Origin of the sequence: Streptomyces sp. NPDC005722 (assembly GCF_040630935.1) — a bacterium.
Lineage (GTDB): Bacteria > Actinomycetota > Actinomycetes > Streptomycetales > Streptomycetaceae > Actinacidiphila.
This window is the reverse complement of record NZ_JBEXYN010000065.1, coordinates 1-19,324: the sequence shown is the minus strand read 5'-3', so window position 1 is coordinate 19,324 and position 19,324 is coordinate 1. Positions and strand designations below refer to the sequence as shown.

The following is a 19,324-nucleotide window of genomic DNA, read 5'->3' as shown; positions in this document are numbered from 1 at the left end:
CGAGGTTCGGGTATCCTCCTCTTTACGTGATCTTCCGGGGCACAACTCCGGGGGACCTCACCGGGACGTGGCGCAGCTTGGTAGCGCACTTGACTGGGGGTCAAGGGGTCGCAGGTTCAAATCCTGTCGTCCCGACGGTGATTTCACAGGCCGGAGGCCGTGTCCGCAGCAGCGGACACGGCCTTCGCGCGTTCCGCGGCGCGGTTGGCCGCACGACGGTGGAGGAGCACCCCGCGGAGGGGCTTCCGGCGCGCGGCCGTGCGGGCATAATGGCCCGATACATCGGATGTCCGGGGAGGCGAGGGGCTCATGGCGGTCACCGACGAGGCGATCGAGAAGATCAAGGGGATGATCGTCTCCGGCGCGCTGCGCCCCGGCGACCGGCTCCCCAAGGAGAGCGAACTCGCCGCGGAGCTGGGGCTGTCGCGCAACTCCCTGCGTGAGGCGGTCCGCGCGCTGTCCCTGATCAGGATCCTGGACGTGCGGCAGGGCGACGGCACCTACGTCACCAGCCTGGACCCGCAGCTGCTGCTGGAGGCGCTGAGCTTCGTGGTGGACTTCCACCGCGACGACACCGTCCTGGAGTTCCTCGCGGTGCGCCGCATCCTGGAGCCGGCGGCGACGGCGATGGCGGCCACGCGCATCGCCGAGTCCCAGCTGGAGGCACTGACCGAGCAGCTGGAGGCACTGGGGACGACGCCGTCGGTGGAGGAACTGGTCGCGTGCGACCTGGAGTTCCACCGCGGCATCGTGCAGGCCTCGGGCAACTCGGTGCTGTGCTCGCTGCTGGACGGGCTGTCGGGACCGACGACCAGGGCGCGGATCTGGCGCGGGCTGACGCAGGAGGACGCGGTCAGCCGCACCCTGCACGAGCACCGGGCGATCCTGGCGGCCCTGCGGGACCGGGACGCCGAGGCGGCGCGTTCGTGGGCGACGGTGCACGTCGCCAGCGTGGAGCAGTGGCTGCGCTCCACGCTCTGACGTCCGGCGGGTGAACCGCACGGCGCCGGGGCGCGTCCGGTCCTTCGTAAGAGTGATCGAAAAGAGGGATCGGATGAATCCACGCTTCAGGCTGCGCCTGCGCCGCCCCTCGGCCCGCACGCTGCGCCGCGGCGCGCTGACGGCCGTCCTCGTCGTCCTGCTCCCGGTGCTGGCCGCCGGGGTCGCCCTGCGGCTGGAGTACGCCGGCGACCCCTCCGGCGCCGGGGCCGACCGCGGCCGGAACGCGGTGTGGCTCGGGCACGCCTGGGTCGACGGGGAACGCGACGACGCCGACCTCGAGGCGCTGGCCTGGGAGTTGCGCGGCAGCGGCACCCGGGACCTGTACGTGCACACCGGGCCCCTGGAGTTCGACGGCCGCCTTGACGCCGCCCTCTACCCGCGGGCGCGGGACATGATCGCCCGGATGCACGCCGCGCTGCCGGGGGTACGCGTCCAGGCGTGGCTCGGCCAGGTCCTGTCCCACGACGGTTCCGAGGGCCTGCACCTGGACGACCCGGCGACCCGCGCCCGGGTGGCCGGCAGCGCCGCCCAGGTCCTGGCGGCCGGGTTCGACGGGGTCCACCTGGACCTGGAGCCGATGTACTCCGACGACCGCGGCTTCCTCACGCTGCTGGACTCGGTGCACCGGCTCACCGCCGCCCGCGGCGCGCCGCTGTCGGTCGCGACCCACCAGATCGACCCGCTGCCCTCGCTGCACTCGGTGAGCGGCCCGCTGTTCAACCACCCCAAGTGGTGGTCCCAGCACTACTTCGCGGAGGTGGCCCGGCGCGTGGACCAGGTCGCGATGATGACCTACGACACCGCCCTGCCCCTGGAGAGCCTCTACGGCGGCTACGTGGCGCAGCAGACCGCGCTCGCCCTGGAGGTGACGCCGCAGGACACCGACCTGCTCGTCGGCCTGCCCGGCTACCACACGAACAACCTGGGCCGCCACGCCTGGGCGGAGACCGTCACGGCCGCCGTGCGCGGCGCCCGGCTCGGCCTGGCCCGGCACGCGCCCTCGCGGGAGCGCTTCGGCGTCGCGCTGTACGTCGACTTCGCCGCGACCCCGGCGGACTGGGCCGCGTACCGCTCCGCGTGGAGCGGTGGCTGACCGGACGCGTACGTCCGATGACTCTGGGGATCATCCCCCTAACGAAGGCGGCGGCACCTGTCCCGCGAAGCCGTAGGCTGGTGCAGCACGCGAAGGAACGGCAGCCGGCGGGGGTGGCACCATCCCCCTTCCGGCCGGAAGGAGGCGCTGGGTGATCGAGCTCGAGGGGGTTCCCGAGCTGATCGACCCGGTCATGGTGGCCGCGTTCGAGGGCTGGAACGACGCCGGGGACGCCGCCTCCGCCGCGGTCGCGCATCTGGACCGGGAGTTCAAGGGCGAGGTGTTCGCCGCGCTGGACGCCGAGGACTACTACGACTTCCAGGTCAACCGTCCCACGGTCTGGATGGACGGCAGCACACGGCGGATCACCTGGCCCACCACGCGGCTGTCCGTCATCCGCATCGAGACCCCCAAGCCACGCGACCTCGTCCTCGTACGGGGCATCGAGCCCAGCATGCGCTGGCGCTCGTTCTGCAACGAGATCCTGGGCTTCGCCCATGAGCTCGGCATCGAGATGGTGGTGGTGATGGGCGCCCTCCTGGGCGACACCCCGCACACCCGTCCGGTGCCGGTCACGGCCGTCACCTCCGACCCGGACCTGGCGACCGCGCTCAGCCTGGAGGAGTCCCGCTACGAGGGCCCCACCGGCATCGTCGGCATCCTCCAGGAGGCCTGCACCCACGCGGGCATCCCGGCGGTCAGCCTGTGGGCGGCCGTGCCGCACTACGTGTCGCAGCCGCCGAACCCGAAGGCGACGCTGGCGCTGCTCAACCGTCTCGAGGACCTGCTGGACCTGCGCATCCCGCTCGGCGAGCTGCCGGAGGACGCCCGTGCCTGGCAGGTCGGCGTGGACCAGCTCGCGGCCGAGGACAGCGAGGTCGCCGAGTACGTCCAGACACTGGAGGAGGCCCGCGACACCGCGGAGCTCCCGGAGGCCTCGGGCGAGGCCATCGCCCGCGAGTTCGAACGCTACCTGCGGCGCCGCGACCCCCAGTCGGGCGAGTCCGAGGCGGGCCCGTACCTGCGGGACATGTCGCAGAAGCCGAAGGACGACCGCGAGGAGAAGGAGGACGGCGCCGACGGGGAGTGACCCGTACGCCACGTCAACGAACACGGCCCGGCCGCCGCCCCGCACAGGGGACGGCGGCCGGGCCGTTTCCGCGGGAGTCCCCCGGGCAGGGCCCGGTGAACTCCCGCCGCGTCAGAGCGCGACGCCGAGCAGGGCGTCCACGGCGCGGGAGACCAGGCCGGGGGCGCCGGTGTCCGTGCCGCCCTCGGTCTCCTGCCGGGCGGCCCAGCGGTCGACGGCGGCGAGCGCGGCGGGGGCGTCCAGGTCGTCGGCGAGGGCCTCGCGGATCTCCTCCAGCAGCGCCTCGGCCGGCGGGCCGTCGGGCCGCGAGACGGCGGCGCGCCAGCGGGCCAGCCGCTCCACCGCGCCGGCGAGGACCTCGTCCGTCCACTCCCAGTCCTGGCGGTAGTGGTGGGCCAGCAGGCTGAGCCGTATGGCCGCCGCGTCCACCCCGTCGCGCCGCAGCTGGGAGACGAAGACGAGGTTGCCCTTGGACTTGGACATCTTCTCGCCGTGCAGCGCGACCATGCCGGCGTGCACGTACGCCTTCGCCATGGGGAACTCGCCGGTGAGCACCTGGGCGTGCGAGGCGCCCATCTCGTGGTGCGGGAAGGCGAGGTCGGAGCCGCCGCCCTGCACGTCGAAGCCCATGCCGAGGTGGTCGAGGGCGATCGCCACGCACTCGATGTGCCAGCCGGGGCGTCCCCGGCCCAGGCTGCCGCCGTCCCAGCTGGGCTCGCCCTCACGGGCGGCGAGCCACAGGACGGGGTCCACGGGGTTCTTCTTGCCCGGGCGGTCCGGGTCGCCGCCGCGCTCGGCCGACAGGGCGCGCATGGCGGCCGCGTCCAGGTGGGAGACGCTGCCGAAGTGCGGGTCGGAGTCGACGTGGAAGTAGATGTCGCCGTCCAGTTCGTACGCGGCGCCGCCCTCGCGCAGCCGCTCGACCAGCGGGACGATCCCCGGGATGGCCTCGACGGCGCCGATGTAGTGGGCCGGCGGCAGCATCCGCAGGGCGGTCATGTCCTCGCGGAACAGGGTGGTCTCGCGCTCGGCGAGGGCCGTCCAGTCCTCACCGGTCAGGCCGGCCCGCTCCAGCAGCGGGTCGTCGACGTCGGTGACGTTCTGGACGTACTGGACCTGGCGCTTCGTGTCGAGCCACACGCGCTGCACGAGGTCGAACGCGTTGTAGGTGGCCGCGTGACCCATGTGGGTGGCGTCGTAGGGGGTGATCCCGCACACGTAGATGCGGGCGACCGGACCGGGGCTCAGGGTTACCGGGCCACCGGTCGCGGTGTCGTGGAGGCGGAGGTCGCGCCCGGTGCCCGGGAGGGCAGGGACGTCGGAAGCGGGCCAGGCATGCATGTCATGAGATTAACCGCCCGCGTGATCCACAAACGAACGGTGGGTACGCCCGGGGCGCCCCGCCCCCGGGTCAGATGGGCGGCCAGGGGATGGCCGGCCACTCCCCCGAGGGCTCGGGATGACGTCCCGAGTCGAGCAGCGCGGCGACGCGGGCGCGGAGCGCGTCGAGCTCGTCCGCCGTGATGAGTTCCGCCAGCCGGGCGCCCAGACCCCCGTCGGCGAGCTCCGCGGAGAGCTTGCCGAGGACCTCGACGGTCTCGTCGGTGAGCGGTTCGCCGGCCCAGCCCCACAGGAGGGTGCGCAGCTTGTTCTCCGTGTTGAACGTCACGCCGTGGTCGATCGCGTACAGCTGCCCGTCGGCGGCCGGCAGCAGGTGGCCGCCCTTGCGGTCGGCGTTGTTGATCACGGCGTCCAGGACGGACAGCCGGCGCAACCGGGTGTCGTCGGCGTGCACCAGCAGCGCGGTGCGGCCCTCGCCGACCTCGGCGAAGCCGACGGCCTTCCAGCCCTCGCCCGCCTCCTCCCCCTCGACGAGGGCGAGGAGCCCTTCGCCGCCCTCCTCGGGGGTCTCGATCCACAGCTGCACCATGCCCTCGCCGTACGGCCCGTCCCGCAGCACGGTCGGCGGCACCAGGCCCCAGCCGGTGGCCTCGGAGACCAGGTACGCGGCGACCTCGCGCTGGGCGAGCGTCCCGTCGGGGAAGTCCCACAGCGGCCGCTCGCCGGCGACCGGCTTGTACACGCAGTGGGCACGTACGCCGTCGTGCTCGACCGCGCAGTAGAGCACGGCGTTGGAGGCGTCCCGCAGCCGCCCGCGCACGGTCAGTTCGCCGTGCGCGAGCAGTTGGCCGGCTATGTCCCCGCTCAGGCCGTCGCCGACCGCCGGTACCCGTTCTGACGCGGGCATACGTGTCCTTCCGGATCCAGGGGCAGGCTGCACAGCGGGCAGGGCGGGCGGCCGGCCGCGACGACGTCGAGGGCGCGCTTGGCGAAGGAGCGGGCCTGGGCACCGGTCAGGCGCACCCGCAGCAGCGGGGGTCCGTTCTCGTCGTCCTGCAGGAGCATCTCCTCGGCCGCCTCGAGGTCCTCCTCGTCCTCGGCCTCGATCTCGACCAGCGCCTGGGCCTCCAGGATCATCCGCTCCTCGGCGCCGTCCCAGGCCAGTGCCATGGTGCCGACCCGGAACTCCTCCTCGACGGGGACCTCGAGCGGCCTGCTGTCGAGCAGCTCCGTGGGGGCGACGGCGGGTACGGGGGCGGCGCCGCCGGTGCGGCGCACGACCTCGTCCAGCAGCTCGTCGATGCGCTCGGCGAGTGCCTCGACCTGGGTCTTCTCCAGCGCGACGCTGGTGGTCCGGCCGGCGGCGCTCGCCTGCAGGAAGAAGGTGCGTTGGCCCGGTTGGCCCACGGTGCCGGCGACGAAGCGTTCGGGCTTGTCGTAGAGGAACACCTGACGAGGCACGTCCTGCTCCGTTAGTTCGGTGTCTTCGCGGTTCGGTCCACCCTACTGCGGAAGCTGATCACGGTGCGCCCGCACCGCCCCCGACCTCCGCGTCGCCCGGGGCGGCGGTGGGCCGTTCCCTGGGACGCAGGCCGTCCAGGGTGCCGGTGTCGCCGAGCCGGAGCAGGAAGGGCCGCTCCGCGGTGTAGCGGATCGCGGTGACCGAGCAGGGGTCGACGGCGACGCGCTGGAAGAGGTCGAGGTGCATGCCGAGGGCGTCGGCGACCACGGACTTGATGATGTCGCCGTGGGAGCACATCACGACGAGGGCGTCGGGGCCGTGGGTCTTCTCCACGCGCGCGTTCCAGTCGCGCACCGCGTCGACCGCGCGGGCCTGCATGGCGCGCACCGACTCGCCCCCCTCGCCGGGGAAGACGGCGGCCGAGGGGTAGCGCTGGACCACGCCCCACAGCGGCTCGTCGGCCAGCTCGGCGATCTTGCGGCCGCTCCAGTCGCCGTAGGCGCACTCCGAGATCCGCTCCTCGACGTGGAGCGGCACCCCGGGCAGGGCGTCCAGCAGGGGCTGCACGGTCTCCCGGCACCGCTGCAGGGGGCTGGTGACGACGGCGGCCGGCGGCAGCGCGGCCAACCGGGCCGCCAGCGCGGCGGCCTGGTCACGTCCCGTCTCGTCGAGGGCGACTCCGGGGAGCCGTCCGGCCAGCACTTTCTCCGCGTTGGCGGTGGACCGGCCGTGCCGGACCAGGATCACGGTGGGCATGACCGCCACCATACGACCACCGCTCGTCCGGTGTGGCGCCGACGTAACGCGGAAGAAGACAGGTGTGATCGTCGACTGCGCCATTTACCGCGACGGGGAGCGCACCGCCGCCCCCGACGACCTCTCCGACGCGCTGGACGCGGCGCGGTCCACGGAGGGGGCCTTCGTCTGGATCGGCCTGTACGAGCCGACGGAGAAGGAGTTCGACCTCGTCAGCCGTGAGTTCGGGCTGCACCCGCTGGCCGTGGAGGACGCGCTCTGCGCCCACCAGCGGCCCAAGCTGGAGGTGTACGAGGGCTCGCTGTTCCTGGTCCTCAAGCCGGTCGCGTACGACGACGAGCGGGACACCGTCACCGCGGGCGAGCTGATGATCTTCGTCGGGGAGGCCTTCGTCGTCACCGTGCGGCACGGCGAGGCGATCGCCCCGGGGGAGATCCGGCACCGCCTGGAGGCCGAGCACGAGGTCCTCAAGCACGGTCCGACCGCGGTGATGTACGCCATCAGCGACGCCGTCGTGGACGACTACATGGTCGTCGCGGCCGATCTGCAGGCCGACCTGGAGGACCTGGAGACGGAGGTCTTCGCTCCGGAGGGCCGCAGGTCCGTCGCGCGCCGGGGTGCGGAGAGCACGGCGAGCCGGATCTACGGCTTCAAGCGCCAGCTGCTGGAGTTCCGGCGGGCCACCGCGCCGCTGATGCAGCCGATGATCCGGCTCTCGGCGGGCACGGTGCCGCACGTGGCGGCCGGCACCCGGCCCTTCTTCCGCGACGTGGCCGATCACCTGACCCGGGCCAACGAGCTGGTGGACAGCCTCGACCGGCTGCTCAGCGACGTGCTGAGCTCCCATCTGACCCAGGTGGGGGTGCGGCAGAACGACGACATGCGCAAGATCTCGTCGTGGGCCGCCATGGCGGCGGTGCCCACCATGATCGCGGGCATCTACGGCATGAACTTCCGCTACATGCCCGAACTCCACCAGGTGTGGGGCTACCCGGCGGTCCTGGCGGTCATCGCCGTGTCCGAGATCCTGCTGTACCGGATGTTCAAGCGGCACGGCTGGCTCTGAGCGGTCCCCGGCCCCGCCCGGGGTCCGTACGGTGCGGGCGGGGCCGGGAGGCGTCTCAGACCGCGGGTTCGGCCGCGGGCTCGGGGCCGCCGAGCGCGTCGCGGCGCTGGGGCATCGCGAGCCGTACCATCCGCCGCCAGCCGCCCAGGCGTTCGTACGCGTACGCCCCGTGGATGCCGGCGCGCAGCACCGCCGCTTTCGCGGCGGACCAGCCGAGGATCCGGCCCATGTGGGCCATGACGGCGAGGCTGACGTCGCGGTAGACGCGGATCTCGGCGCGGACGCACTCGCGCAGGACGCGCTCGATGGCCGCGCCGTGGCCGGTGCCGGCGAAGCGCAGCAGTTCCTCGTGGCAGTAGGCGAGGTGGTTGTCCTCGTCGGCGGAGATCATGCGGACCGCCCTGCCGATGTCGGGGTGGTCGGCGAAGTACTTGGTGAGCAGGGCCATCTGCTCGGAGGCGCGCTGTTCGGTGACCCGGCTGTGGGCGAGGTAGGTGACGACGTCCTGCACGGTCAGGGGCTCGTCGCGGCGCAGTTTGTCGTGGGCGAGGCCGATGCCGCCGCGTTCGAGGAGCATGGTGTAGTCGGTGTCCGGGGGGACCGGGACGGGTTCGAGGCCGCGCTTGCGCATCAGGGCGTGGAAGATCCGGCCGTGCTTGTCCTCGTCGGCGCCGTGCCGGGCGATCTTGGGGGCCAGTTCACGCTGGGACTCGGGGACCAGTGCGGCGATCCTGCCGTTCTCCCAGCCGCCCTGCGCCTCACCGCTGGCCGCGATGGAGCAGAACAGCCGGAAGGAGTCGTCGTTGTCGAGGATCTCCTGGAACAGACTCCGGGCGGAGAGCATGACGTACCTCCTGCGCGAATCGGGCATACGCAAAAGACGAGTCAAGTCGCCCGCAATGCGGGAGGCAACAGGCCCGGGCGTCAACTCGGCCGAACGGATGAGGGCCGTCCGGCACCGGACACGTAACCCCTGGCGCCCTCGAGCGTTGAGTTTGGTGACGGCCGTGGCGGGGAAGACCCCCGAGCCCCCACCACGGCCGCGGAAACCGAGGGGCGCTGCCGCCGGCCGAAGTGCCCGTGATTTCATAGCCCCTCGGAGGGGTCACGACCAAGACATGTTCAGCAAGGCGACGCGCAGCCGGACGACGGCACGCCCCGTGGGCCCGGCGGGCTCGGACTGGGCCCCTTACGCGCGCCTTGACGACGCGGCACGCGCCTACTTCCTCCACGCCGACGTGGCCCTGGAGGCGATCGACGGGATCCTGGGCCGGCGGCGAGTGCGTGGTTTCACCCTGGAACGCGTCGTCGACCTGACGGAGGCCGGCACCTCGGTGTGGCAGGAGGCCGCGGTCTGCGACGGCCGGCGGCTCATCCTGTGGCACAGCGAGGAGGTCGCCGACGAGGACGCGCCGGGCGGCCGGGTGCTGGACTCCTCGCTGCAGGTGCTGCCCCTGGACGCGATCGGCCACGTCGGCATGCGCACGCTGGTGGGCCGCGACGAACAGGGCCGGCGCATCGACCGCGGGGTGTACGTGGTGCTGGCCACCGCCACGCCGCAGGAACTGAGCGCGGTGCGCGGCGACGCCGACGGCCAGATCGCCTCCGCCCGCTTCCGCCCGGAGGCCTTCCGGTTCAGCAAGTCCCTCGACGACGGCGGGGCCGGCCAGATAGCGCGCCTGATCGCCTTCGGGCGGATGATGGGGCGCCTGGTCCCGGGCTGAGCCGGGACCGGCGCCGTGGGCCCGTGGCCCCTACTCCGCGAGTCCGGCGCGCTCCAGCGCCTCGACGCCCGCGCGCAGCGCGGCGACCCGCTCGTCCAGGGTGAACCCGGCCGGGGCCAGGGTCAGCGTGGTGACGCCGGCGCCCGCGTACGCCTGCATCCGGTCGGCGATCCGCTCCACGGAGCCCAGCAGGGTGGTGGAGTCGATGAGTTCGCGCGGGATCGCGGCGGCGGCGCCGTCCTTGTCGCCGGACAGGTACTTGTCCTGGATCTCGGCGGCCTCCTTCTCGAACCCCATGCGCTGCGCGAGCCGGTTGTAGAAGTTCTGCTCGCGGCTGCCCATGCCGCCCACGTACAGGGCGGTGTAGGGGCGGAAGAGGTCGGCCAGCGCGTCCACGTCCTCGCCGACGGCGAGCGGCACGGTGGGGCAGACGTCGAAGCCGTCCATGGTCTTCCCGGCCTTCTCACGGCCCGCCCGGATGTGGCGGAGCGCGGTGTCCTCCAGGTGGTCGGCCGAGGGGAAGATCAGCAGGGCGCCGTCGGCGATCTCGCCGGTCTGCTCCAGGTTCTTCGGGCCGATCGCGGCGATGTACAGCGGGACGCGCTCGCGCACCGGGTGCACCGTCAGCTTCAGCGCCTTGCCGGGGCCGCCGGGCAGCGGCAGCGTCCAGTGCTCGCCCTCGTGGCTGAGCCGCTCCCGCGACATCGCCTTGCGGACGATCTCGACGTACTCGCGCGTGCGGGCCAGCGGCTTGTCGAACCTGACGCCGTACCAGCCCTCGGAGACCTGCGGGCCGGACACGCCCAGGCCCAGCCGGAAGCGGCCGCCCGACAGGGAGTCGAGGGTGGCGGCGGTCATCGCCGTCATCGCGGGCGTACGGGCCGGGATCTGGAAGATCGCGGAGCCGACGTCGATGCGCTCGGTCTGCGCGGCCACCCAGGACAGCACGGTGGGCGCGTCCGAGCCGTAGGCCTCGGCCGCCCAGCACACGGAGTAGCCGAGGCGGTCCGCCTCCTGCGCCACGGCGAGGTTGTCGGCGTCCATCCCGGCGCCCCAGTAGCCGAGGTTGATCCCGAGCCGCATGGCGATCCCCTTACCGATGAGTAACGTCCTTGTTCCCCGGACCTTATCGCTCCGGGCGCGCGCCGGCGCCTGTCGGGTACGTCACTCCTGCCCAAAGGTCCCGGACGACCAGTAATCTCACCCCTCATGGAGCAAAGGCACCTCGGCCGTACGGGACTGCGCGTGTCCAGGCTCGGGCTCGGCACGCTGACCTGGGGGCGCGACACCGGCGAACTCGACGCCGCCGACCAGCTCAAGGCCTTCTGGGAGGCCGGGGGCACGCTCGTGGACACCGCCGACGTGTACGGGGACGGCGGGGCCGAGTACCTCCTCGGCCGGCTGGTGGAGGACCTGGTGCCGCGCTCGGACCTGGTGATCGCCACCAAGGCCGGCAGCGTCCCCGACCCCTACCGCCGCTTCGACACCTCGCGCGGCCACCTGCTGGCGGCACTCGACGCCTCCCTGCAGCGGCTCGGCACCGACCACGTCGACCTGTGGCAGGTGCACGCGTACGACGCGACCACCCCGCTCGACGAGACGCTGCAGGCCCTCGACCTCGCCGTGAGCTCCGGCCGCGCCCGCTACGTCGGGGTGTCCAACTTCTGCGGCTGGCAGCTGGCGAAGGCGGCCACCTGGCAGCAGGCGCTGCCCACGCGCACGCCGCTGGCCAGCACGCAGATGGAGTACTCGCTGCTGCAGCGCGGCATCGAGCGCGAGGTGCTGCCCGCCGCGCTGGACCTGGGGGTCGGGCTGCTGCCCTCCTCGCCGCTGGGACGCGGGGTGCTGACCGGCAAGTACCGGCACGGGACCCCGCAGGACTCCCGCGGCGGCTCCGAGGACATGGCGCCCTTCGTCGCCCCCTACCTCGACGAGACGGCCAGGCTCATCGTGGACGCGCTGACCATAGCGGCCGACGGGCTGGCCGCCAGCCCCCTGCAGGTGGCGCTCGCCTGGGTGCGGGACCGCCCGGGGGTCGTCGCCCCGATCGTCGGGGCGCGCAACGCCCGGCAGCTCGCTGCCGCGTTGTCAGTGGAGACCCTTAGTCTTCCCGATGAGATCTGCCAGGCGCTGGACGACGTCTCTGCGCCGGTGCACCGCTATCCGGACCACGACTGGAGCACGCTGTGATCGGGCCCCGGCCGTAGTCCGCCGTACAACGGAGGCCACCGTGACCGAGGACCGCGACGACCGCGAGGACGGCGCCCGCGAGGAGGGCGCCGAGCCGCAGGAGGCCGCCGCCGAGGAGTCCGCGGCTCCCCGGCGGCCCCGGCCCTCGACCGAGGGCGTCGGTTCGCAGCTCCCCGCCGAACTCTCGGACCTGGCCGCGGCGGTGCGGGCCATCGAGCGCGGCGAGCGTCCCACCGCGCCCGCCAGGAGCGGCGGGCCCGTACGTCCCGCCGCGGCGCCGCCCGCGGCCGCCCCCTCCCCTGCGCCCGCCCCGGCGCCCGCCCCCGTGGCGCGGCCCGCGCTGCCCGACCGGCTCAGCGAAGACGCGGTCGCGGCCGCACGGACGGTGCTGGCGGCGGGCGGGGCCCCCGAGGGCATGGCCGAGGCCGCCGTGACGGCGCTGGGCGAACGGGCCGGTGAGACGCTGCGCGAGGACCCGTGGCAGGTGCTGGCGCTCGCCGGGGTCCGGGTGGACCAGGCCGACGGCTTCGCCAAGACGCTGCTCGGCGGCGAGGCCGGCCCCGACGACGCGCGCCGGGTGCGCGCGCTGGTCGTCTGGCTGCTGGAGCGGGCCGCCGAGCGGGGCCACACCGCGCTCGAGTGGGGCACGCTCGGCGCGGCACTCGGGCAGAACGGGGTCACCGGCGCCGAGGAGACCCTGAAGGCCGCCGTCGCGGACGGCCTGGTGCTGGTCTTCCACGTCCCGGACGAGAGCGCCGGCGCCCGTCCGGCGGCCGGCGAGGAGGACGAGGAGGCGCCGGTGCGGCTGCTCCTCGGCCTGGACCGCTACGCGCTCGCCGAGGAGAGCCTCGCGGACGGCCTGGGCAGGCTCCTCAACACCTTCGAGGCGGACGCGTCCCAGGACTGGGAGGGCGCGGCGGCCGCGGCCCCGTCCCCGTCCGCGGCGGCGCTGGTCCGGGCCGCGGCCGGCAGCGGTCTGGTCGTCCACACCGGCGCGGAGGCGGCCCGGGGGGAGCCGGCGGCGCTCGTGGCGGCCGCCCGCTCCCTGGGGCTGCGGGCCTGGGCCGTCGCGGCCACCGAGGACGGCAGGCGGCGGCTGGCCGGGTCCGTGGACGCGGAGGCCACCGCCACCCTCGCCGGGCTGCTCTCGGGCCACGAGGGCCCCGGCCGGGACGAGGACGGCGCCCTGGCGCTGGACGTGCTGGCGGTGCTGGACGCGCCCCAGCTCGACGTGGAGACGGCGGCGACCCTGGTCGAGTCCGTGCCCGACGGCGCGCGCCTGGTGCTCTCCGGTGACCCGGCGGTGCTGTGGTCCCCGGGGCCCGGCCGGGTCTTCGCCGACCTGCTGGCGGCCAAGGTGTGCCCGCAGGTCGCCTCGCGCACGCCCGACCCCGGCCCGGTCGGCGAACTGGTCTCCGGGATCGGCTTCGGCGAGCTGGCCACCGTCGACGCCCCCGGCAAGGAGGTCGTGATCGTCCCGGTGCGGGACGCCGGCGAGGCCGTGCACCGCACGGTCCAGCTGGTCGCGGACTCCGTGCCGCGGGTCATCGGCGTCCCCCCGGAGCAGACCCAGGTGATCACCCCGGGCCACGGCGGTGCCGCCGGCACCCGCGCGCTCAACGCCGCGCTCAAGGAGCGGCTCAACCCGGGGCCCGGCCGCTTCGGCGGCTTCGACCCGGGTGACCGGATCGTCCACGCCCCGGCCCCCGGGACGGCCGTGCCGGGCACCGTCGTCTCCGCCGGCGCGGAGGGGCTCCGGCTCGACTGCGGGGGCACGCAGGTCGTGGTCGCGCCCGACGCCGTTCCCGGCGAGGTGCGGCACGGCTGGGCCGTCACGGCGCACCAGGCGGCGGGCCGCCGCTGGCCGGCCGCCGTCGTGGTCCTGCCGGGGGACGCCGCGAAGGACCTGACCCGGGCCTGGGTCTACACCGCCTTCAGCCGCGGGGAACGCCATCTGTCCGTGGTGCAGGGCGTCGATCAGGCGCTCCCGCACGCCGTGGCGGAGGTCCCCGCCCGGGAGCGGACCACCCGTCTGCGGGACATCCTGCGCGAGCAGGCGGCCGCCGCCGCCGCGGAGTGACCCGGGGCGCGGGCCCGGGGCGGCTCCCCCGGGCCCGCGGCCGGGCCGTGTCCGAGCCGGATCAGGCCAGCCGGTCGAGCTCGTCCGCTTCGGCCTCGTCGTCGTAGACGGCGCTGACGTCGAAGCGGCAGAGCAGGTGCCGCGGGTCCGCCTGGTCGAAGGGCGCGGAGAGCCACTCGCCGGGCTCGGCATGCCCCGCCGCGGTCACCCAGAGCGTGGAGTCACCCTCCTCCAGACCGAACTCCTTGTGGCGCTCGGCGATCTCGTCGGGCTCGTACTCCCCGAAGAGGGCGCCCACGGCCGCGCCGATGTCCCCGCCGTCCTCCGCCGCGGAGCCGGAGACCCGTTCCGCCTGCCGGCGCAGCCGCTGGGGGTCGGCCACGGTGTAGTCCCGGCGGATCAGGACGCTGATCGCGCCCGGCTCCCCCGGCCCGGCGTAGTCGGGGAGGGTGTCCCCGAGCGGCACCTCGAAGGGGGTGACCTCGTCGTAGGTGTCGTAGAGCAGCTCGTCGTAGGCCTCGGCGGCCGAGGCGAGGCCCTCGAAGGCCCGGTAGACCGCGGGATCGTCCTCCCCGGTGCGGTTCTCGATCGCGTCCAGGTGGCGGTCCAGCGCGGCTTTCACCGCCTCGACGGCGGCTCGTACCTCGGCAACGGTGGGCTGCGCGGCATCAGACATGCAGAAGACGCTATCCGTACCGGGGCGCTCCCCGCACAATAGATGCGATGCCCGAATACGAATTCAGAGATGTGTACGTGCCACGGGGAGTCTCCCGCAAGGAGGCTCAGCGCCTGCTGACCGACCACGCCGAGTACGGTCACTGGGAGCTCGACCGGCTCCGCCTCTACCCGGACGGCAGCCGCCGGGTGCGGCTGCGCCGACGGATCATCCGGCAGATACGCGCCACCTGGTGAGGTCGCGCCCGGACGCGGAACGGGGCCCCGCGAAACGCGGGGCCCCGAAGGGGTGAGACCGTGACGCTCAGTTCTTGACCGCGCGGGCGCGGCGGAAGAGCACCGCACCGCCCAGCAGGAGACCGGCGCTGGTCAGCAGGCCCGTGGCGATGTCGCCGGCACCGGTGCGGGCCAGGGACGGACCGCCGCCGTGGCCCATGGACTGCGGCTGGTTGCCACCGCCGCCGCCGCCACCGCCGCCACCGCCGCCGCCACCCTCGTTCTCCTTGCCCGGCTTGTGGGGCTTGCCGTGGTGCCCGGGCTTGTGGTGGTGACCCTTGCCCTCGTGGTGGTAGTAGCCACCGGTGTTGGCGCAGGTGTTGCCCGCCGCCGGGTTCAGGATCCCGATGGCGTCGATCGTGTTGCCGCAGACGTTGACCGGGATGTTGATCGGCGCCTGGATCACGTTGCCGGACAGGACGCCCGGGGAGCCGACCGCCGCGGCGCGGGCCGAGGCGCCGCCACCGCGGTGCCCGTAGCCCTCGTCGCCGTCGTGGCCCTTGCCGTAGCCCTTGCCGCCGCCGTAGCCCTTGCTGCCGCCCTGGCCGTAGCCCTTGCCGCCGCCGTAGCCGCCGCTCTTGCCGCCCTTGCCGCCACCCTGGCCGTAGCCGCCGCTCTTGCCGCCGCCGTAGCCGCCGCTCTCCTTCTTCCCGTAGCCCTTGCCCTGGCCGTAGCCGTGGCCCTTGCCGTGGTCGATGGAGCCGTTGACGCAGGTGTTGCCCGCCGTCGGGTTGAGGAGTCCGACGACGTTGACGGTGTTGCCGCAGGCGTTGATCGGAATGTTCACCGGCGCCTGGATGGTGTTGCCGGACAGAACGCCCGGAGAGCCGGCGGCGACCCCGGACGCGGTGGAGTCCGCGAAGGCCATACCGCCGGTGGTGACGGCGAGCACGCCGCCTGTCGCGACTGCGGTGAGCAGCCCCTTTTTCGCGACTTGTCGCATTGAATGTCCTTGCCTCTTGCTTTTCCGATACGGAAACCGGCGGACTGTCGCCCGCCGGGGGAATGAATGACCCCCCGGGGCCGGATGACCGGTGTCCCACCCCTAGCCGGTGCGGCGGCCCCGGAACGCGGAGATGGCGCCTCCGGGGCCGCCGGGATCAGGCCTGCAGCAGTGCGGCCCGCCGCGGCGTCAGTTGTTGAAGCAGGCGTTGCCCAGAGCCGGGTTCAGCAGCCCCACGATGTTGATCGTGTTGCCGCACAGGTTGACCGGGATGTTGACGGGCACCTGGATCACATTGCCGGAGAGGACCCCCGGGGAACCGACGGCGGCAGCCTGAGCGCCGGAGTCGGCGACGGCCACGCCGGCACCCGCAGCCACGAGCCCACCGGTGACAGCGGCAGCAGCGACGACCTTCTTGATCATTTTTCCTCCTTGTTGGCAAAACGGCCCCAACCTCGGACCGCACACGAACCAACGACCAGGGAGGAGGCGCGCTACTGCCGCCGGGATTCATTCACTCTTTTCGGCTAAGCGGCAAGAAATGTCGATGATGCGAGCGTCGTTTCAGCAGTTCGCAAGGAAACGGTCGAGAACGCGCACGCCGAACTTCAGTCCGTCGACCGGCACCCGCTCGTCCACGCCGTGGAACATCCCCGCGAAATCCAGCTCCGGCGGCAATTGCAGCGGGGCGAACCCGAAGCAGCGGATCCCGAGGTCGTCGAAGGACTTGGCGTCGGTCCCGCCGGACAGGCAGTACGGCACCGCGCGGGCGATCGGGTCCTCGGCCTTCAGCGCCGCCTGCATGGCCTCGACCAGGGCACCGTCGAAGCTGGTCTCCAGCGCCTTGTCGGAGTGCACGTCCTCGCGCCGGACCCGGGGGCCGAGGATCCGGTCGACGTCGGCCAGGAACTCCTTCTCGTGCCCGGGCAGGAAGCGCCCGTCGACGTGCGCGGTGGCCTGGCCGGGAATGACGTTCACCTTGTAGCCGGCGCCCAGCATCGTCGGGGCCGCGGTGTTGCGCAGCGTGGCCCCGATGATCTTCGCGATGCCGCCCAGTTTGGCCAGCGTCGCCTCCATGTCCTCCGGGTCGAGCTCGGTACCGAGGGCGTCCCCGAGTTCGTCCAGGAATCCCCGCACGGACTTGGTCACCCGTACCGGGAACTCGTGCCGGCCGAGCCGCCCGACCGCCTCGCAGAGCTCCGTGATGGCGTTGTCGGTGTTCGTCATGGAGCCGTGGCCGGCGGTGCCGTCCACGGTGAGCCGCATCCAGTGCATGCCCTTCTGGGCGGTCTCGATCAGGTACAGCCGGACGTCATCGTTGACGGTGAAGGAGAAGCCGCCGACCTCGCCGATGGCCTCGGTCACGCCCTCGAACAGCCCGGGGTGCCGGTCGACCAGGTGCCGTGCCCCGTAGACGCCGCCCGCCTCCTCGTCGGCGAGGAAGGCCAGCACGATGTCGCGGGGCGGCCGGCGGCCGCTGCGCAGCATGTCGCGCACGACGGCCAGGGTCATCGCGTCCATGTCCTTCATGTCGACCGCGCCGCGGCCCCAGACGCACCCGTCGGCGATCTCGCCGGAGAAGGGGTGGTGGGTCCAGTCGTCCGCGTTCGCGGGGACGACGTCGGTGTGGCCGTGGATCAGCAGGGCCGGGCGGGAGGGGTCCTCGCCGGTGATGCGGGCGACGGTGGAGGCCCGTCCCTTGTGGGACTCGAAGACCTGCGGCTCCAGGCCGACCTCGGCGAGCTTCTCCGCCACGTACTCGGCGGCGGCCCGCTCACCCGGCCCCGAGTGGTCGCCGTAGTTGCTGGTGTCGATCCGGATCAGGTCCCGGCAGAGGTCGACGACCTCGTCCTCTGCGGTGGTCGTACGGGCGGCCGAGTTCGACTCGCTCACGCTGTCTCCTTCGTTCGTCGGTCCCCGCCATCCTCCCGCGCCCCCTCCGCGGCCCGCGAGGGGCCCGGGCCGGCCGCCCTGCTCCCGTCACGGCAGGCGTGTGATCGGGGACCTCCGGATGTTTGCTATTGTTTTCCACGTCGCCGGGCCGAGTGCCGGGCGGCGAACACCTTGTCCGGGTGGCGGAATGGCAGACGCGCTAGCTTGAGGTGCTAGTGCCCTTTATCGGGCGTGGGGGTTCAAGTCCCCCCTCGGACACCACGCAGACGCCTGTGGGCGGCACGACCGGGAGACCGGCGGTGCCGCCCACAGGCGTTCGCGGCGTCCGGGACCTCTCCCCGGTGGGGACGCCCGCCCCGCGGTCACCCGGGCAGGTGAAAGGGGCGGCGGACGATCGGCCGACTGGTCGCGCCCGGCATGACACCGCCGGCGGCCGGGGGCAGCGTTGCCCTCGCACCGCTCTCCGCACAGACGAGGACGCTCACCATGGCCGATCCCCGGCGGCACGGCATCCGCGCCGGCGCACTGTTCCTCCTGCTCGGCGCCGCGAGCTGCTCCGGCGTGACCCCCACAGCGGTGGGCTCGGTGGTGTACACCACCCCCGACAACAAGGTGGTGCAGATCGACAACCCCTCGGTGGACGGCTGCCACCAGCTGCCGCCCACGGGTGCCCGGTCCATCATGAACAAGACGCTCAACGACGTGGTCCTGCACACCGGCCCCGGCTGCAAGAACCTGGAGGGCACGGAGAGCTACTACCTGGCGACGAAGACCAGCAACCCGGGCGTCCCGGACGCGGAGCCCTGGATGAGCTTCACCGTCGTCGGCGGGAACGCCTGACCGGGGGTCATCAGCGGCCGGACGCGGCGGCGTCGGGGGTGGCCTGCACGTCGCGGGACCGAGGCGGCCCGCGTCCGGGCCCGATTCGCCGGGCCCACGGGCCGGGCTTACGTTTGAGGGGGCCCGCGCACCCGCCCGTTCCCCGCGGGCCGTGCGGCCCGGAGGACGGTGACCGCGATGACCGTGGACGCCCGGTGCGTACCCCCCGGCGAGCGGGCCGCGCACGGCAAGGCGGCCCGCAAGGCGGCGCCGCGGTCCGCGCACGCCGAGTACGCGCCCGCGGCGGACCGGCCCGACCCGGTGGACGTCGTGGAGGAGCAGTCGGCGCGGCGCGTGCCGGAGCTCGTGCCCATCCGCTACGGCCGCATGACCGAGTCGCCGTTCCGCTTCTACCGCGGGGCCGCCGCGATCATGGCCGGGGACCTGGCGGGGACGCCGCGCTCGGGCCTGCGGGCCCAGTTGTGCGGGGACGCGCACCTGCTGAACTTCCGGCTGCTGGCCTCGCCCGAGCGGCGGCTGATGTTCGACATCAACGACTTCGACGAGACCCTGCCGGGCCCCTGGGAGTGGGACGTCAAGCGCCTGGCCGCGAGCCTGGTCGTCGCGGGCCGCGCCAACGGCTTCTCGGCGGCGGAACGCGCGGGGGTGGTGCGGGCGGCCGTGGGCGCCTACCGGCGCCGGATGCGCGGCTTCGCGGGGATGGGCAACCTGCAGGTCTGGTACACCCGTTTCGAGGCGGACGAGTTGCAGCAGCAGTTCGCGCCGATGATGGGCGGCGGAGACGTGGCGCGCTGGGAGCGCGCCCGGGCCCGGGGCCGGGGGGGCGGCCCCCGGGCGGGGAGAGGTGGGGGCCACCGCGGGCAGACCCTCACACACCCAACCAAACGGTATTA

Annotated in this window: 20 protein-coding genes and 2 tRNA genes; 12 read left to right on the top strand and 10 right to left on the bottom strand. The window is 73.5% G+C overall.

All coding sequences use genetic code 11. The features are described from left to right. The first annotated feature begins 61 nt into the window (after positions 1 to 61). From ABZ479_RS38625 to ABZ479_RS38610, 4 genes are all read left to right on the top strand, one after another. A tRNA-Pro gene (locus ABZ479_RS38625) sits at positions 62 to 135 on the top strand. 174 nt (positions 136 to 309) lie between these two features. Beyond that, positions 310 to 981, top strand: coding sequence for a FadR/GntR family transcriptional regulator (locus ABZ479_RS38620; protein WP_499603626.1), 672 nt, complete (start codon positions 310 to 312; stop codon positions 979 to 981). Between the two features lie 73 nt (positions 982 to 1,054). Further along, the gene (locus ABZ479_RS38615; RefSeq protein ID WP_500465939.1) at positions 1,055 to 2,095 is read left to right on the top strand and encodes a glycoside hydrolase family 18 protein; all 1,041 of its coding nucleotides are present in this window, start codon (positions 1,055 to 1,057) and stop codon (positions 2,093 to 2,095) included. A 151-nt stretch (positions 2,096 to 2,246) separates the two neighbouring features. Further along, positions 2,247 to 3,185 carry a PAC2 family protein gene (locus tag ABZ479_RS38610; protein ID WP_500465938.1) on the top strand — a complete coding sequence of 313 codons (939 nt, stop codon included), beginning with the start codon at positions 2,247 to 2,249 and terminating at the stop codon, positions 3,183 to 3,185. 111 nt (positions 3,186 to 3,296) lie between these two features. On the opposite strand, the gene mshC is transcribed toward ABZ479_RS38610, so the two are convergent. From mshC to ABZ479_RS38590, 4 genes are all read right to left on the bottom strand, one after another. Next, entirely contained in the window at positions 3,297 to 4,526 is a 1,230-nt protein-coding gene (gene mshC, locus ABZ479_RS38605; protein ID WP_500465937.1) for a cysteine--1-D-myo-inosityl 2-amino-2-deoxy-alpha-D-glucopyranoside ligase, read from the bottom strand. Positions 4,527 to 4,596: 70 nt separating this feature from the next. Beyond that, entirely contained in the window at positions 4,597 to 5,433 is an 837-nt protein-coding gene (locus tag ABZ479_RS38600) for an SCO1664 family protein (RefSeq protein ID WP_500465936.1), read from the bottom strand. After that, positions 5,391 to 5,987, bottom strand: a complete 597-nt coding sequence (locus tag ABZ479_RS38595; protein ID WP_499603634.1) for a DUF3090 domain-containing protein — start codon at positions 5,985 to 5,987, stop codon at positions 5,391 to 5,393. Before ABZ479_RS38595 ends, ABZ479_RS38600 begins: the two co-directional genes overlap by 43 nt. A gap of 58 nt (positions 5,988 to 6,045) precedes the next feature. After that, a complete protein-coding gene (locus tag ABZ479_RS38590; protein ID WP_499603636.1) occupies positions 6,046 to 6,744 on the bottom strand; it encodes a histidine phosphatase family protein in 699 nt (232 codons plus the stop codon). Positions 6,745 to 6,808: 64 nt separating this feature from the next. On the opposite strand from ABZ479_RS38590, the gene corA reads away from it, so the two are divergent. Then, positions 6,809 to 7,810: a magnesium/cobalt transporter CorA gene (corA, locus tag ABZ479_RS38585; RefSeq protein WP_500465935.1), complete on the top strand. Its 1,002-nt coding sequence runs from the start codon at positions 6,809 to 6,811 to the stop codon at positions 7,808 to 7,810. Positions 7,811 to 7,865: 55 nt separating this feature from the next. On the opposite strand, the gene ABZ479_RS38580 is transcribed toward corA, so the two are convergent. Next, complete coding sequence (locus tag ABZ479_RS38580; RefSeq protein ID WP_500465934.1) at positions 7,866 to 8,654, bottom strand: ferritin-like domain-containing protein; 789 nt, start codon at positions 8,652 to 8,654, stop codon at positions 7,866 to 7,868. Positions 8,655 to 8,928: 274 nt separating this feature from the next. Between ABZ479_RS38580 and ABZ479_RS38575 the strand changes: the two genes are divergently transcribed. Then, positions 8,929 to 9,534: a hypothetical protein gene (locus ABZ479_RS38575; RefSeq protein WP_499603641.1), complete on the top strand. Its 606-nt coding sequence runs from the start codon at positions 8,929 to 8,931 to the stop codon at positions 9,532 to 9,534. 30 nt (positions 9,535 to 9,564) lie between these two features. Here the strand turns inward: ABZ479_RS38575 and ABZ479_RS38570 are convergent, their stop codons facing one another. Then, entirely contained in the window at positions 9,565 to 10,617 is a 1,053-nt protein-coding gene (locus ABZ479_RS38570; RefSeq protein WP_500465933.1) for an LLM class F420-dependent oxidoreductase, read from the bottom strand. A gap of 126 nt (positions 10,618 to 10,743) precedes the next feature. Between ABZ479_RS38570 and ABZ479_RS38565 the strand changes: the two genes are divergently transcribed. After that, positions 10,744 to 11,724 carry an aldo/keto reductase gene (locus ABZ479_RS38565; RefSeq protein ID WP_500465932.1) on the top strand — a complete coding sequence of 327 codons (981 nt, stop codon included), beginning with the start codon at positions 10,744 to 10,746 and terminating at the stop codon, positions 11,722 to 11,724. Positions 11,725 to 11,764: 40 nt separating this feature from the next. After that, positions 11,765 to 13,804: a helix-hairpin-helix domain-containing protein gene (locus ABZ479_RS38560; protein WP_500465931.1), complete on the top strand. Its 2,040-nt coding sequence runs from the start codon at positions 11,765 to 11,767 to the stop codon at positions 13,802 to 13,804. A gap of 61 nt (positions 13,805 to 13,865) precedes the next feature. Here ABZ479_RS38560 and ABZ479_RS38555 read toward each other — a convergent pair whose 3' ends face one another. Continuing rightward, positions 13,866 to 14,480, bottom strand: a complete 615-nt coding sequence (locus tag ABZ479_RS38555; protein WP_499603648.1) for a hypothetical protein — start codon at positions 14,478 to 14,480, stop codon at positions 13,866 to 13,868. Positions 14,481 to 14,527: 47 nt separating this feature from the next. On the opposite strand from ABZ479_RS38555, the gene ABZ479_RS38550 reads away from it, so the two are divergent. After that, positions 14,528 to 14,716: a DUF5703 family protein gene (locus tag ABZ479_RS38550; protein WP_026250995.1), complete on the top strand. Its 189-nt coding sequence runs from the start codon at positions 14,528 to 14,530 to the stop codon at positions 14,714 to 14,716. Between the two features lie 67 nt (positions 14,717 to 14,783). Here the strand turns inward: ABZ479_RS38550 and ABZ479_RS38545 are convergent, their stop codons facing one another. From ABZ479_RS38545 to ABZ479_RS38535, 3 genes are all read right to left on the bottom strand, one after another. Next, positions 14,784 to 15,698: a chaplin gene (locus ABZ479_RS38545; RefSeq protein WP_500465930.1), complete on the bottom strand. Its 915-nt coding sequence runs from the start codon at positions 15,696 to 15,698 to the stop codon at positions 14,784 to 14,786. A gap of 189 nt (positions 15,699 to 15,887) precedes the next feature. Then, a complete protein-coding gene (locus ABZ479_RS38540; protein WP_018559022.1) occupies positions 15,888 to 16,121 on the bottom strand; it encodes a chaplin in 234 nt (77 codons plus the stop codon). Between the two features lie 141 nt (positions 16,122 to 16,262). Further along, a complete protein-coding gene (locus ABZ479_RS38535; RefSeq protein WP_500465929.1) occupies positions 16,263 to 17,591 on the bottom strand; it encodes a M20/M25/M40 family metallo-hydrolase in 1,329 nt (442 codons plus the stop codon). Positions 17,592 to 17,764: 173 nt separating this feature from the next. On the opposite strand from ABZ479_RS38535, the gene ABZ479_RS38530 reads away from it, so the two are divergent. The 3 genes from ABZ479_RS38530 to ABZ479_RS38520 form a co-directional block, all read left to right on the top strand. Then, a tRNA-Leu gene (locus tag ABZ479_RS38530) sits at positions 17,765 to 17,852 on the top strand. 225 nt (positions 17,853 to 18,077) lie between these two features. Further along, positions 18,078 to 18,431, top strand: coding sequence for a hypothetical protein (locus tag ABZ479_RS38525; RefSeq protein ID WP_500465928.1), 354 nt, complete (start codon positions 18,078 to 18,080; stop codon positions 18,429 to 18,431). Between the two features lie 177 nt (positions 18,432 to 18,608). Further along, on the top strand, positions 18,609 to 19,324 hold a 716-nt coding region (locus tag ABZ479_RS38520), incomplete at its 3' end, for a DUF2252 family protein (protein ID WP_500465927.1).